General features: G+C 69.0%; 8 protein-coding genes. 4 read left to right on the top strand and 4 right to left on the bottom strand.

The genetic code is table 11. From position 1 onward, the window contains the following. The first annotated feature begins 130 nt into the window (after positions 1-130). A complete protein-coding gene (locus tag CA12_RS03640; RefSeq protein WP_145357529.1) occupies positions 131-2,002 on the top strand; it encodes a sulfatase in 1,872 nt (623 codons plus the stop codon). Between the two features lie 9 nt (positions 2,003-2,011). On the opposite strand, the gene CA12_RS03635 is transcribed toward CA12_RS03640, so the two are convergent. Then, complete coding sequence (locus CA12_RS03635; protein ID WP_145357528.1) at positions 2,012-3,343, bottom strand: mechanosensitive ion channel domain-containing protein; 1,332 nt, start codon at positions 3,341-3,343, stop codon at positions 2,012-2,014. Then, on the bottom strand, positions 3,343-4,953 hold the full coding sequence (locus CA12_RS03630) for a mechanosensitive ion channel family protein (RefSeq protein WP_145357527.1): 1,611 nt from the start codon (positions 4,951-4,953) through the stop codon (positions 3,343-3,345). The genes CA12_RS03635 and CA12_RS03630 overlap by 1 nt, the downstream gene beginning before the upstream one ends. Positions 4,954-5,141: 188 nt before the next feature. Between CA12_RS03630 and CA12_RS03625 the strand changes: the two genes are divergently transcribed. From CA12_RS03625 to CA12_RS03615, 3 genes are all read left to right on the top strand, one after another. Then, positions 5,142-5,885, top strand: coding sequence for a PH domain-containing protein (locus tag CA12_RS03625; RefSeq protein WP_145357526.1), 744 nt, complete (start codon positions 5,142-5,144; stop codon positions 5,883-5,885). Continuing rightward, on the top strand, positions 5,882-7,267 hold the full coding sequence (locus CA12_RS03620; protein WP_145357525.1) for an AI-2E family transporter: 1,386 nt from the start codon (positions 5,882-5,884) through the stop codon (positions 7,265-7,267). The genes CA12_RS03625 and CA12_RS03620 overlap by 4 nt, the downstream gene beginning before the upstream one ends. Before the next feature lie 165 nt (positions 7,268-7,432). After that, positions 7,433-8,560 (top strand): DUF1559 domain-containing protein, encoded by a 1,128-nt coding sequence (locus CA12_RS03615; RefSeq protein WP_165700531.1) that lies wholly within the window; start codon positions 7,433-7,435, stop codon positions 8,558-8,560. A gap of 190 nt (positions 8,561-8,750) precedes the next feature. On the opposite strand, the gene CA12_RS21810 is transcribed toward CA12_RS03615, so the two are convergent. Then, on the bottom strand, positions 8,751-8,927 hold the full coding sequence (locus CA12_RS21810) for a hypothetical protein (RefSeq protein WP_165700530.1): 177 nt from the start codon (positions 8,925-8,927) through the stop codon (positions 8,751-8,753). Between the two features lie 351 nt (positions 8,928-9,278). Continuing rightward, positions 9,279-14,234, bottom strand: a complete 4,956-nt coding sequence (locus CA12_RS03610; RefSeq protein ID WP_145357523.1) for an inverse autotransporter beta domain-containing protein — start codon at positions 14,232-14,234, stop codon at positions 9,279-9,281. Positions 14,235-14,740: the final 506 nt, after the last annotated feature.

Genomic DNA, 14,740 nt, shown 5'->3' with positions numbered 1-14,740 from the left:
GACCGCCGCTTTGATTCCGCGCCCCGGACGCTTCGCAGCGTCCGGGGCGTGTGCGTTCCGGGCGCCTTGCCGCCACGCAATCGTCGCGTCACAGTGGTCGTCGGTTCGCAGCGCCTACGGGAGTCGGTTGATGGTTCGCTCTGGTCGTTTTCGGTTTGCGGCGACGGTCGCGGTTTGTTGGAGCGCATGGACAAATGCGTTCAGCGCCGAGGAGAAGCCGCGACCCAACGTCGTGTTGATCCTGGCCGACGATCTGGGCTGGCAGGACGTCGGCTGCTACGACGTCGACGAACCGTGCCCCTATGAAACGCCGAATATCGATCGGTTGGCGACGCAGGGGACGAAGTTCTGGCAGGCCTATTCGCCCGCCCCGACCTGCGCCCCCTCGCGGGCGGCGATCTTGAGCGGCACGCACCCGGCGCGCGCCCAGAAAACGCATGTGGTCGGCGGCGCCCCGCCGGCCCCGCACAGCCCCGCTTCGCCGCTGATCTCCCCCTGGTACAGCGGCCGGATGCCGCTCAGCGACGTCACGATCGCGGAGGCGTTGAAGCCGTACGGTTATACGACCGGGCACGTCGGCAAATGGCATGTCGCCATCAACCACAACGCCTTCCCGCAGCCGGAGGATCAGGGGTTCGACTTCACCCGCTCCGATCGCGGCGCGACCTCCTCGCAGCGGCCCCATCGCCTGACGGACTTCGCGACCGTCGCCGAAGACGACCCCTATCGCCTGGACGAAGATGGCTTCCCCTTCGATCAGAACACGGAGGACGCGCTGACCTTCCTTCGCACCCACAAAGCCGAGCCGTTCTTCCTCTACCACGCGACCTGGCTGGTTCACTCGCCGATTCACACCCGTTCCGAAGCGCTGCTGCGGAAGTATTGCGAGAAGATGAACGTCCCGTTTCCGACCGAGCCGGAGGAATGGCTTCTGGAAGGGCAACAAAACCCGTTCTACGGGGCGATGGTGGAAATGCTCGATCATTACGTCGGTGAGGTGATCGGCTATTTAGACGAGACCGACGACCCGCGACGGCCGGGGCATAAACTGGCCGAGAACACCTATGTGATCTTTACGTCCGACAACGGCGGGATGGAGAAGCACCCCGGCGAGATTATCACCGACAACGCCCCGCTTGATAAAGGCAAGATCAACGCGAAGGAGGGCGGCGTGCGGGTACCGTTGATCGTCCGCGGCCCCGGCGTCCCGGCCGGCGCGGAATCGGACGCGATGGTCAACGGACTCGACTTCTATCCGACGATTCTCGAATGGACCGGCGCCCCACGGCCTGTCGCGCAGCGGCTCGACGGCGTAAGCCTCGCTTCCTACCTGGCGGCGGATCCGGCGGATCGACCGCCGTTACTCGACAGCGACGGCGCCCCCCGCGACACGATGGTCTGGCATTTCCCCCACGGGCCGATGCAGTCCACGATCCGTATCGGCGGGGAGAAACTCGTGCGCAATTGGGGCGAGACGCTGCTGCCGGGGCAGGAAGGGCTGGATCTGTTCCGACTGTACGACGAGGGGGGAAACCGCGTCGATCTTGAAGAAGCCCGAGACCTCTCCGCGGAGCGGCCGGCGCGGGCCGCGGCGATGAACGCGGAACTCGAACGACGCCTCGCCGCGATGAACGCCAGCGCTCCGTATCTCAATCCCGACGCCCGCCGCGCGGGGCCGGAGCGGGCGAAGGTCTGCCGTCCGCTGGACCACGGCCGGGACGGGAACGTCGTGTGGGCGACGTTCGAAGAGCGGGGGGCGAACGTCGTACGGGCCGACCTGATCTATACGAACAACGGCGGGGAGCGATACGAGGAGTGGTATCGCCTGCCCGCCCGTCTCGACGGCGAACGCGCCGAAGCGACGCTGCCCGGGGACGCCACGCACTACCTCTTTAACTTCGTCGACGAGAATCACTATCTCGTCAGCTATCCGGCGATGGCGCCGGAAAAAGGACGCTCCGAACCGCCCTCGACCGCCGCGTTCACGGCCGCGGCCGAGTAGCGGTCGACGTCATCCGCCGTTCGACGTCCCGTCGCCGTTCGAACCGCCGTCGTCGTCGCGGTTCGAGAGGTTCAACGTCTCCTTGAACCACAGCGTCCGCTGGGGAAAGGGGATCTCGATGCCGGCGTCGTCCAGCGCCCGTTTGACCGCGGAAACGACCTGATCGCGGCTCTGCCGTTCGCCCAGCGGGGTCGGGTCGGCCCACCAGCTGATCTTGAAGTTCACGCTGCTGTCGGCGAACTCGTCGGCGAAAATCTCGATCGGCTTGCGGCTCTCGACGGTCTCGCAACCGGCGACGGCTTGATGAATCACCTCGCGGGAGGCGTCCACGTCCTCGCCGTAGGCCACGCCGCAGGTGATCGTCACGCGGCGACTTTTCCAATTCGTCAGCACCTCCACCGGGTTCTTGAACAGGTCGGCGTTGGGAATCACGACCAGCACCCCGTCCGGCTGCCGGACGAGGGTGTTGCGAATGGTGATCTGCTGGATCTTGCCCTTCACCTCGCCGCACTCGATAAAGTCTCCGCGGTCGAAGGGGAACTTCCAGAGGATGAAGATCCCGGCGAGGAAGTTTTCGAACACGTCTTTAAAGGCGAAGCCGATCGCCACGCCGCCGAGGCCCAGCGTGGCGATCAGGCTGCCGGGCGTGACGCCGGGAAAGGCGACGGTGGCGGCGATCAGCACGCCCAGCACCCACACGCCGACGACCAAAAACTGCTCCAGCAGGTCCTGCAAACTGCTGCGGAGCTTCCCGTAGCCGGGCGTGCGGCTGAAAATAAAGCGGGCGATTTTCGCCAGCACGCCGGTCAGCAGCAGCGCCACGAGGGCGACGAGCAACAGCGGGGATTGCTCCAGAAAGTCCTCCCACAACGTTTGCACGCTGCTGCGCACCTGCGTCCAGGCCCGCTGCGCATTGAAGGAGCGATCGACGACGATGTCGTTCTGCACCCCGAACACCCCCTCGACCCGCTTCGCCCAGTCGCGGGCCAGATCTTTATGGGCGCTGACGTCCGTCGTGCCGGTCAGCTTGACGACCCCGCCCTCGGAAGTGACGCCGGGGTTCTTAATGTAATCGTAGGTCGTCAGCAGGGCGGTGATGCGGGCGGCGATTTTGTCGTCGTCGACCGTCTGCTCGACGGGGATGACCTGAGCGATTTCCAACTCCGGTCCCTCCGCGGCCTCCCCGTCCGCGGGGACTTCATCGGCGGGGGCCTCGGCGGCGGGGGGCTCCTGGAGCAGTCGCGGCGCGGCGGCGGCGACGGTCGCCGTCAGGCCGAGCGCCAGGGCGGTGCGAACGACGGCGCTCGCCGACGCGGGGAGGGGCGAGCGGCGACGGGGCATCAGCGGGGGCTCGGGGGCGGCGGGGCGGCGGGGCGGTCGGGGGAGGCCCGGTCCGGGGAAGACCTAGGCGCGTCCGGCGAATCCGCCAGTAAATCCCGGGCGTCGTCGGGGTCGCGGCTGCGGCGGGCCTGATCGTTCAATTCCGGCGTGTCGCTGGACAGGTTCCCCTCCCCGGCGCTGACGATCGGCTCCTCCGGCGTAAGGATCCGCACGGCGGGGGCGTCGTCGGCCTTGTTTGGGTCGGCCTGTGTTGGGCCGGCCTGCTCGGGGGGGGAGGCCGCCGCCGGGCCGTGGGCCCCCTCGTCGCTCCGGCCGTCCTCGCCCCGGCCGTCGTGGGTCCAGGCGGGCGGGAGGCCCCGCAGCGGCACGCCCTTCGGGAAGATCACCTCGCGGGCCTCGTCCGGCATCGTCAGGCCGGCGTCCTCGACGGCCCGTTTAACCGTGCGAATCACGCTGCTGCGAACCTTCAACGTGCTGTTCGCCACGCCGTCGCACCAGAAATAGACCTTTAAATTCACCGTGCTGGCGCCCAGTTCGTCCAGCAGGACCATCGGCTCCGGGTCGGTCAGCACCGCGGGGTGGGAGCGGAGGGCGTCGGCGATCACCTGCTGGGCCTCGGCGACGCCGTCGGCGTAGTCCAGGCCGACCACGAAGTTCAGCCGCATGTTCGGGTTCGCCGTGAGGTTGCGGATCACGGACGTATAAACGGTGCCGTTGGGGATCTGAATATGATTGCCCTCGAAGCTCATCAACCAGGTGCCGCGGGTGGTCACCTTCTGCACGACGCCCTTTTCCGCACCGATCTCCACGACGTCCCCGGCCCGGAACGGCTGGGACACACTCAGCAGCACGCTGGCAAGGAAATTCTCCGCGATGTTGCGAAAGGCGAAGCCCACCACCAACCCGCCCAGGCCCGCCCCGCCCAGCACCCCCGCGGCAAGGCCCGTCAGCCCGCTGACGCTGAGCACCAGATAGACCCCCACGATCCCCACCAGAATCGCCACCGCCCGGACCGCGACCGTTTCCAGCAGCGGGTTTTCGATCCGCGGGCCCAGCACCCGTCGGGCCAGCCGCCGGGCCAGCCCGGCGGCGAAGAACGTCAGCCCCAGCACGACCAGCGCGAACAGCACGTAGGGCACCGCCGCGACCGCGTTCGTCAGCCAACCCCGCAGCGTGGCGGTGATCCGGGAAAGATCGAACGGGTCCGGCGGGGCGACCGTGAGGTTGTTGATGACGACCGAGACGCCGCCCACCGTGGAAGCCAGTTCCGCGATCCGGGCGCGGTGTTCCGGCGTGTCGGAGACGCCGCGGAGCGTCACGATTCCGTCGCCGACCCGCACCGACGGATTGACGATCCAGCCGGCGTCCTCCAGCCGTCGGAGCCGCACCTCCAGGGCGGCGGCGATCGCCTCGTCGTCGGTCTCGTCGTCGACGTCGATCGTCTGACCGGACAGCCGTTCATCCGGTCCCTCCGTCGGCTCGACCGGATCGGTCGTGGCCGGCGGGGCGTCCTGGGCGAAGGCCGCCGGGGCGGAGGCCGGGGCGAGGGCCGGCGCCGTGACGCTCAGTAGCGCCACGAGCAGCGGAGCGGGGGCGGGGAGTCGAACCACGCCGGGACGGTCGCCGGAGCGGCCGCGGCGTTCAACCCCGCCGGGGACGGCGCGGGCGGCCCCGGCGACGGCCCCGGGGCCTCCCCCCGCCGCGGCACGGGGTTCCCCCGCCGGTCGTCGCCCCTGCGCGGTCGTAGGCTGCGGGCCGCACGCCGCGATTCGCCCCGTTCCGCACGCTCCCTCCCGCCGTGGCCGACGTTCCCACCAGCCAGCCCGATAGGGGAGACGCCGAGGCCGGCGGGGACGCCGCCCAGGTGCAGCACCTGACCTACCAGTGCCCGCACTGCGGGGCGAAGTCGTCCGTCGCCGAGGTGCTGATGGGCGAGCGGATCGACTGCCGCCGCTGCCACAAGCCGTTCGAATTGGGCGTGCCCGTCGCCCAACCGATCCGCGACGAACCGGGCGCCAAGGCGGATTACGTCGTCGACCCCGGCGGCGGCGACACGGAGGAGGTCGTGTTCGTCACCCATCCCGCCGCGTTCCGGAACCGGCCGGGCAAAGCGTTTCTGGCCGTGCTGGCGATCGCGTTGGGCGTCGTCGGCGCGATCGGCGGGCTGATCGGCGGATTGGGCTGGGGGGTGATCGAGCCCATCAGCGGGGCGATCGGCGGGACCGTATTGGCGGGGATCGGCGGGGTGTTGATCCTGCTCGGGGCGATCCCGCTGCTCGTCTGGTGGCTGCGGAGCCGGTTCGAAACCCTCACGATCACCGGCCGCCGGACGACGTTCCGGTTCGGCCTGATCGCCCGGGACACGACCGAGATCCAGCACGACGACGTCCGCAACCTCCAGGTGGATCAGTCCGGCCTGGATCGCCTGTTCGGCGTGGGCGACCTGTTCCTGTCCAGCAGCGGGCAGGACGACCTGGAAATCCGGGCCTACGGCATCCCCCACCCGGAGCACGCGGCGAACGTCGTCCGGGACCTGCAATGACGGCCGCCCGGGACGACGCCGCGGTTCTGGACGAATCCGCCGCCGCCGGGGCGGGGACCCTCGATGAAGGGGATTCGCCCTCCGGGTTGGCGGACGCCCCGGACGAGGTGCTGGACGAACTGGAACGCACCCACGACGAGGAGGCGTTCACCGAGGAACTGCTGGAGGAGACGCCGCGGCCGGCGGCGAGCGCCCCGATGGAGGCCTCGCGCACCGCGGAGATCGCCGATCTGGAGTTGCCCCCGGTCGTGGCGCTGCGGGTGTCGGCGTTCAGTCTGCTGGCGCTGACGTTGATCGCCCTGGGGGCTGTGATGTTCCTGGCCCGCGGCGTGTTCCTGCCGATCGCGGCGGCGGCGGTGCTGAACCTGCTGCTCTCCCCGCTGGTGCGGGCGCTCAAACGCGGCCGCATCCCGGAGCCGATCGGCGCGGGAATTGTGCTCGGCGCGGCGGGCGCGGCGCTGTTGGGCCTGGCCGCCGCGGTGTTGCCCGCGGTGCAGAGCCAGTTCGCGGAAGCCCCGGAGATTATTCAGAAGATTCAGCGGCAATACGCCCCGGAGTTGGAGGCGTTCTATAACCTGACGGCCAAGGTCGAGAAGACCGAGGCCACGGCCGACGCCGCCGTCGACCCCGCCGAAAGCGCCCGCGAGGTCGTCGAGCGGGACCCGCAGGCGATCCTCGAAGAGGAAGCGGCGGAGGAGGCGGACGCAGAGGAGATCCCCGTTGACGTGACGAGTTCACTGACCGGGGAGCTGCTGGGCGACGACGTGTTCAACGCCGCCCGCAACGTGCTGACGCTGGCCTTCGCCACCGTGGTGCTGCTGTATTTCCTGCTCGCCAGCGGGGACGTGTTCACCCGCAAGTGCATCGAACTGACGCCCCACTTCCGCGACAAGCGGGCGGTGCGGGTGCTGATCGGCGACGCGCAGGCGGCGATCGGGAACTATTTGTTGACCGTCACGGTCATCAACGCCGGCCTGGGGGTGGCGGTCGGCTCGACGATGTGGCTCATCGGCATGCCGAACGCCGTGCTGTGGGGGGCGCTGGCGTTCCTGTTCAATTACATCCCCTACGTCGGGGCGGTGTTCGGGGCGGCGATCGTCACGCTCGTGTCGTTCGGGGAGTTCGAGGGCCTGCGCATGTTCCTGGCGCCGGCGCTGTATTTGTGCTGGACGACGTTGGAGGGGAACTTCATCACCCCCAGCATCCTTGGCGAGCGGCTCAACTTGAACGCCCCGGTGATCTTCGCCTGGCTGCTGTTGCTGGGCTGGATCTGGGGCGTGCCCGGCGCCCTGCTGGCGGTGCCGATTTTGGCGGCGATGAAGATTCTCTGCGACCACGTCGACGCCCTCGGCCCGGTGGGCAAGTTCCTGACGGGGGACTGACCTGGGGGCGGGCGGCGGCGCGTTGTGTCGAGGGCATCGACGCCCTAGCATAGCCGACCGTTGATGCGTGCCGCATTCGCCGGTTCGGTCGACGCCGCACCTCCGCGGGTTCCTTCCACAATCCTCTTTATCGCAAGGCCTTTTAGGCTTTCGAGAGGCGCTCTCATGTTGACCCACTGTCGCGATTGTACGTCGACGAATCGGGCCGCCAGGCGCGGGTTCACGCTCATCGAACTGCTGGTGGTCATAGCGATCATCGCCATCCTGGTCAGTCTGTTGCTCCCCGCGGTCCAGCAGGCTCGCGAAGCCGCCCGCCGGGCGCAGTGCCAGAACAATTTGAAGCAACTTGGCCTGGCGCTGCACAACTATCATAGCACGTACAAGACCTTTCCCGCCGCGCGTTACAATGCGACGAGCTACACCGGCGGCTCGAACCAGCGTCGGCATTCCGGGCTGATCCCGCTCGCGCCGTTCCTGGACCAGACGGCGTTGTGGAATCAGATCAGCAAGCCCATGGATACGAACGCCGACGGCAACGTCGATTTCCCCGCGATGGGCCCCCGCGACACCTGGGACGACGGCGGTTCGAACTATCCGCCTTATAAAACCCAGATCAACAGCCTGCTGTGCCCGTCCGACGACGAGGAGCCCGTCAATCGGGGGGACACGAACTATTGCTTCTCGTACGGGGACAACGGCGAGGGGAACGGGGACGAGGGGAATCGGGCGTCGCACCGGGGGGCCTTCGCGTTCGGCGAGTGGAACGGCCTGCGGAGCCTGCGCGACGGGACGACCTCGACCATCCTGATGTCCGAGCTCGGACGGTCCAACGTCCGGACGGCGCTGCGGCTCCTCACCCACGCCGTGCAACCCGCGAGCGACCCCGCCGCGATCTTCGCCGATCCGGTCGTCTCCTGTCTGAACGCCGTCGAAGACCCGAATCAGCCGGGGTTTTACGGGAGCGGGTTCGGTTCGATCCGCCCTCGCGGCTGCTCCTGGGTGGACGGGGTGCCGGAAGTGACCGGATTTAATACGATTCTCCCCCCCAACTCCGCGAGCTGCATGGAAAGCGGCAACCACGAGAACGGGTCCGTCGTCTCCGCGGGCAGTTACCACACCGGCGGGGTGCAGGTCGTCATGGGGGACGGCAGCGTCGCGTTCATCTCCGAGACGATCAACTCCGTCACGGCCGGCCGCGCCTCCGCCGCGAACGTCGTGAAGGCCCGCAGCCCCTACGGCGTTTGGGGCGCCCTGGGCAGCCGGGACGGCGGCGAGACGCCCGAGGGGTACTGACGCCCCGCCGCCCCCGGGAGTAACGCCCCGCGGTCCGGCGACGTCGCCGGGCCGCGGCACGGTCGCGACCCATCGAACGCCCCGCGCCCGACCCCGGGCGCGGGGCGTTCGTTCGTTTCGGCCGTCATGCGGCTTCGACTCAGCCGACGTGCGGCTCGGCGCGGCGGTGCGGGCAGGCCGGGCGCGGCCGTTACTTCTCGCTGGCGTCCAGTTCCGCCTGGGCCGCGGCGGCCTCCTCGGGCGTGACCGTCTGTCGGATTTCGCCGCCGCGGTCTTCGACGCCGCAACCGACCAGCGAGAGCGGCAGAAGGAACGCCGGCAGCGCGGCCAGCAACAGGGAAGAACGGCGGCGGGGGCGGGAGAGCACGGTCGCGACCTGCAAAGGGAACGGGGAAGCGTCGCGCAGGATCGCCGACGGGCCGGGGCGCACGCGACCGAACCCGGCACGTCCCCCGGCCGCACCTGTGGGGAGCCCGCGGGGAGCCCGAAGGGGACCGGCGTCGGGCCGCGGGCAGGCCGCCGCAGACGCCCTTCGTTCGGACGGAGCGGGTCCGCCGTCCCTCCCGCTCCGAGCACGCCTCCTTCTCCGCTCCAAGCCCGCGGCGTCGCCTTGCTCCTAAACCGCGGTCGACGGGTTGACGCCGAACCAAAGAAAAACGCCGCCCCGCGGGTGCGGGGCGGCGTCGGTTCGCCGTGGCGTCGGCTCCCCCGGGGGGGACTACTCGAGGTTCCAGACGAAGTCGCTGCTCCCGCCCTGCACGCCGTCCTCGCCGGGCACCGTGCCGACGCGGATCGAGTTGGAGATCAGGCCGAAGGCAAAGTCGTTGGTCACGGCCCCTCCGTTGATCGTGTTCGTCCCAGAGCCGTTCAGGCCAGGCACGAGCAGTTCGCCAGTGACGGGGGAGACGAGACCGGGGTCGGCGGAGTTGACCCGGAAGGTGCTCTCGCCGAACCCGACCAGCGGGTAGGCGAAGGCCGAGTTGTCCACGCCGTTGGTGGCGACGGCGCCGGGCGGGATGTCCTGCCGCTGAGCGTTGCGGCGACGGGTCCGGTCCACGTTGTTCGGGAACTGACCCGGGGTGAAGGGGGTCGCCCCGTTGTTGTCGTTGTCGAACGGACGGGACTTGGCCGGGTCGGCGTTGTCGTACCAGGCGCCGACCGTATCGGCGCCGTCGAGGACGATGCCGGAGTTGCTTGTCAACACGTTGTCGTTGAACACCAGGTCCAGGCGGGACTTCGGATCGCTCTCGTAGCTGGTGATGGGACCGGTCGGCTCGCCGCCGGTGCCGAACGTGGTGTTCGGCGGATCGACGGTGCTGGTGAAGCCTTCGAAGAGCACCTGGGTCCCGGCGTTCGCCGCGAAGGTGTTGCTCTGGACGATGGCCGCCACGCCGCCGCGGCCCAGGTCGAAGTTGTCGAAGAAGACGTCGCCGGAGGTGCCGGGCGGGGTGCCCGCGGTCGCGGTGTAGACGTTGGAGGCGAAGCCGCCGGTGTCGCCGGTTCCGCCGCCGCCGTCGCTGGTGCCGACCCGGATGACCAGGCCGTTCGAGTCGAACGTGCCCGCCTGCCCGTTGTTGGTGACGAGGTTGTTCTCGTACAGCAACTTCAGCCGGGGGGCGGTGCCTTGGAACGCCCCGTCCCGTTCGAGGCCGTGGTCTTCGTTTCCGTCCTGCAGGGCGGCGACGCTCAGGCCGCTGGGCTCAGGCGTAGGCCCGGTCTGGGTCTGCGTCGTGCTGGCGGTGTTGACGATGTAGGTCGCCTCGCCGCCGTTGCCGCTGATGACGGAGCCGGCGGTCGGGTCCGCCAGGGACGGGGTGGTGGTCCCGGAAATGTCCACGAGGCTGTAGGCATTCCCCTGGTTGAGGATGTCGTAGCCGCGGTCCGCGTTGTCCAGCACCTTCAGGTCGGTGAAGCGGACGTAGCTGAAGATGGGATCGTTGAACACCATCTCCACGCCGTCGCCGAAGTTGCCCTGAACGATGTCCCGGTTGAAGTTGAGGCCGAAGTAGTTGCCCTCGATATCGATACCGGCGCCGCTGCCGGCGGGGAGGGCGGAGCCGTTGCCGGCGATCAGGTTGTCCTCGAACCGCATCGTCCCGGCGCCCTGCAGCAGCACGCCGGCGAGGCCGCTGCCGACGATGGCGTTCTGCTCGACGAACAGTTCGTTGGCGGCGAGGGCTTCGGCCCGATCGAAGCCGCCCAGCCCGAGCGTGCCGGTGACGGCGACGCTGTGCAGGCCGTAGGAGGCGTTGTTGGCGACGTCGTTGTTGGCGATCGAGCCGACGATCGTGCCGACGTCCGTCAGCGGGTTCCGCAGCAGCGTGCCGTCGATGGCGCTGTTGGTCAGCAGGATGCCGTCCGAGCCGTTGCTGCGGATCTGGTTGTTCACCACGTTCAGACGGGTGACGTTGTTGGAGCCGCTTTCGACCCGCAGGCCGGCCCGGTCGTCAAAGCCGACGCCGGTGATCAGGCGGTTGTTGCTGGAGAGGTTGTTGTTGGCGACGGTGACGTCGAACTCGTCCGTCGCGTCGCCGAGACCCTGCAACGTCAGGCCGGCGACGGCGTTGCCCAGGGCGACGTTGTCGATGATCCGGGTGCCGTCCATCGTCGCGGAGTCCTGCCGGCGAACCAGGATGCCGCTGGCGTTCCCGGTGACGACGTTGCCGTTGCCGCCCGGGGGCCCGGGGTCGCCGATCAACAGGTTGGTGACGACGGCGCTGCCCGCGGCGGTGACTTGGATGCCGTCGCCCGGCAGGTTGCCGAGGCCCAAAGCCCCGGCCGGCGTGGCGCCCGTGACGACGTTCCGATTGATGACGGCCCCGTTCATGTTGGCCTGTCCGCCGACGCGGACGTAAATCCCGTCGCCCTGGTAGGGCGTCAGCTGGTTCGTGTTGTTCTGGGCGACGAACACGTTGTCGAAGTCGGCGGCCAGGACGGAGTTGCCGGTCTGGCCGGGCACGGTCGGGCCGCCGCCGCCGACGCTGGTGATGGGAATATTAACTTCGTCGAACGCCGTGTCGGAGACGACGTTGCTCTCGATCCGCAGGTTCACGTTGGTCGCCGGTCCGCCGGCCGCCAGCACGGCGATGCCGGCGCCGGCCGCCTGCGTGACGGTGTTCCCGTCGCCGTCGGCCAGACCGCCGATTTGGGCGTTCAGGGTGGCGTTCTGCACGTCCAGGATCATCCCGCCGATCCGCTCCGGATAGGGGGACGTCGCGACCCCGCCCGTGACGTTGGCGAGTTGCGGCGCGCGGCCGGTCAGGTCGTTGCCCTGGGCCAGGAAGTTGACCGTGCTCGACGTGCCGACGGTGCCGTCGGCTTCCACCAGCACCATGTCGGAGCCGGCGGTCGTGCTGGAGATCGTGTTGTCCTGCAGGTTCAGGCTCAGCGTGCTGCCGCCGGTGCCGGTCAGGTCGCCGTCCACCTGGGCGAGGATTTGGGAGCCGAGGTCCGGAGTGAAGCTGTTGTTGCGGAGCAGGTTGGCGGCGGTCGGCGCCAGGCCGTTGTTCTGGACGGTGTTGTCGCTCAGCGTGGCGGTCAGGTTCGCCCCGCTGTCGGCGAGCATCTGGACGCCGGCGGTGCGGCCGCCGTTATCCGAGACGGTGTTGCCCCGGAGAGTGGCGACCTGGGTCGAACCGTCGGCCTCGATCGAGACGCCGGTCTCGTTGTTCGTGACCGTGTTGTCCGCCAGCAAGGAGTTTACGGTCGACCCGTTGAGGGCGGCGACGCGGATGCCGAAGCCCTCGTTCACCTCGCCGGCGCCCTCGGTGGGCGTGAGCGGGAAGGCGAAGTCTTCGCCGACGCCCACGACGCCGTCGCGGTTCACGTCCTCGCCGAAGAAGTTGGTGATCGTGTTTTCGGTGGCGATCAGGGTCAGGCTGCCGCCCTGGGCTTCGACGTCGAAGCCGGCGCCGCTGATGTTGAACCCGGGGGCGCCGGGGCCCAGGCCGGCGACGCCGTTGCCGGTGAGCGTGTTGCCGGTGAACACGCCACGGCCGTTGCCGACGTGTTCGATGTCGACGCCGTCCCGGACCGACAGGAAGGTGTTCCGGTTAATGTTAAAGGAGGTGATCGCCTCGTGACTGGCGAGCGTGTTGAAGTCGGCCGGCAGGTCTTCGCAGTCGCCAACGGAGATGATGCCGTCGTGGATGGGCAGGCCGTTCCCGCCGAGTCCGCTGATGGTGAACCCGCTGACGACGTTGTTGTCGTTCAGGCCGATGACGTAGCTGGGGGTCGTCATCCCGTTCTGCAGCGTCGGCCGGGTCCCGCCGGTGAAGCCGGGCAGTTCGTAGCGGGCGGACGCGCCGCGGAACTGGGCGCTGATGAACTGCCGCTCCGCGGAGCTCAGCAGCTGCTGGTTCGCGGCGAGGTTGATCGGCCCGTCGGTCACCAGCGTGGTGGCGCCGGGGGAGGCGATCACGCGGACGATGTCGCAGTTGTCGTCCAGGCAGTTGTTGCCGGACAGCAGCGGGGAGAAGCTGCCGTAGGGGTTCTCCACGCTGCCGTCGCCGCCGGCGGCGGTCGGGTCGATGTGGCAGACCATGATGTCGGTGCCGTCCGCGTTCTGCAGGTTCTCCTGCAACCTGGTCAGCTGATCCTTCGTCATCGCGCGGTGCTGGCGAACGACGGCGTCGTCCATCCGGTTGTACACCTCCGGCTGCTGGAACCAGCCGGTCCGCATGAAGTCGTACCAGCTGCCCTGCGGCGTCGCGAGGGTGAAGTTGAGCCAGACGTTGGTGCCGAACACGTCGTCGCTGGTCAGCTGGGCGCCGACGTTGACGGCCTCCGACGCCCGCAGGTCCAACCGGCTGGAGACGCCGACCACGTTGTTCGCGTCGTCATGGGCCAGCACGTACGCCCCCACGAACCCACTGGCCCCGTACGTCCCGAGGACCGGCAGCGGACCGCCGATTTCGCCTTCCACGCCGCCGTAGGACAACCGCTCGACGGTCGTCTCCGTCAGCGCGATGTTCTTCCCGACGAACGCGGGGGCGGACAGGCTGTTGAAGAGGACTTCCGAATCGTTCAGCGGGATGTAGGCGTTCCCCCGCACGGTGACCAGCTCGCCGATCGACTCCAGACCCAGGCCGAACCGGGTGAAGGACACGTCCGTGTCGAGACTGTCGGCGACGTCGTTGTCGAAGTTGCTGTCGAGGTCGAACCAGGCGTTGGCGCCCACGATCCGGTTCAACCCGGCGAGATAGCGCCGGGCGCCGAAGCCGACGTTCAGGCCGGCCCCGCGGTCGTAGGAGCCGAAACCGCCCGCGTCGAGGAAGAACAGGCTGTTGCCGTCGAGCGTCACCCAGGGGAAGAAGGCGCTGCCCCGGGTGTAGCCGTCCTCGTAACCGCGGCCGTCGCCGATGTTGCTTTCCACCCGGCCCCGCACGTTGAACGGGACGTTGGGGGTCGCGAAGAGGGGGTTCTGCCCGTTCGGTTCAGTGAACGGCTGCCGCGGATCGGCGTAGCCCGGATTGGGGCCGGGCTGGAACTGCACCACGCCCGGCGCCGGCGCCGGCGGGGGGCCGTAGCCGGTCTGGGCGAGGGCCTCCGGCGTGACGCCGCCGATCGGCGCCGCGAGCGCCGCCAACGCCCCGGCGGCGCGAGCCTTGCGGCCGATCGCGCCGGTGAGTTGCCGGGCCGCCCGATTCAATTCCTGAGCCAGGGCGTCGGACAAACGCCGCACGGTCGCCGCCGCCCCCTCGCGAGCCGCCCCCTCGCGAACCGTCCCGACACGGGTCGGCCGGAGGAAGCCCGGCGAGGCCGGCAGACGGCGGGGGCGGTCGGTGGCTCTCTGCACGGGAAGTCCTTGCTGCCGAGGGGCAGGGGCCGGGGGGACGGACGCCGCCGGGGCGAACGCGGGGAAGTCGGAGGCGGAAGACCCTGGCGAACGCTCGCCAGACCGGTCTCCGCCGGACCCTAGGGACGCGAACGACCGACCGGCCGTCTCGTGAGCGGCAGCGCGAGTGTTGGTGTGAGTCATCCCGATCTCCATCCCGCACGTCCAAAGGGCATTGACAGACCGGCCGCCCCCAGCCCGACGCGGCCCCCCAAGTCGGGAGGATCTACGTCGGGTCGAACGGCAGGTCCGGTTATCGGGATAGATCGGGTCGCACCGACGGAATCGTGAGTCAGGCTTGGCGAAGTTTGCGGATTCGCCCGGTTCTGTCTTCCGGCCGCCCG

Origin of the sequence: Alienimonas californiensis (assembly GCF_007743815.1) — a bacterium.
Taxonomy (GTDB): Bacteria; Planctomycetota; Planctomycetia; order Planctomycetales; family Planctomycetaceae; genus Alienimonas; species Alienimonas californiensis.
The sequence above is the reverse complement of the archived record's forward strand: the minus strand, read 5'-3'. Positions and strand labels throughout refer to the sequence as shown.

Bases quoted from the DNA above. Each gene is read 5' to 3' on its own strand.
- CA12_RS03640 (WP_145357529.1), top strand. From the start codon at position 131: ATGGTTCGCTCTGGTCGTTTTCGGTTTGCGGCGACGGTCGCGGTTTGT.
- CA12_RS03635 (WP_145357528.1), bottom strand. From the start codon at position 3,343: ATGCCCCGTCGCCGCTCGCCCCTCCCCGCGTCGGCGAGCGCCGTCGTT.
- CA12_RS03620 (WP_145357525.1), top strand. From the start codon at position 5,882: ATGACGGCCGCCCGGGACGACGCCGCGGTTCTGGACGAATCCGCCGCC.
- CA12_RS03615 (WP_165700531.1), top strand. From the start codon at position 7,433: ATGTTGACCCACTGTCGCGATTGTACGTCGACGAATCGGGCCGCCAGG.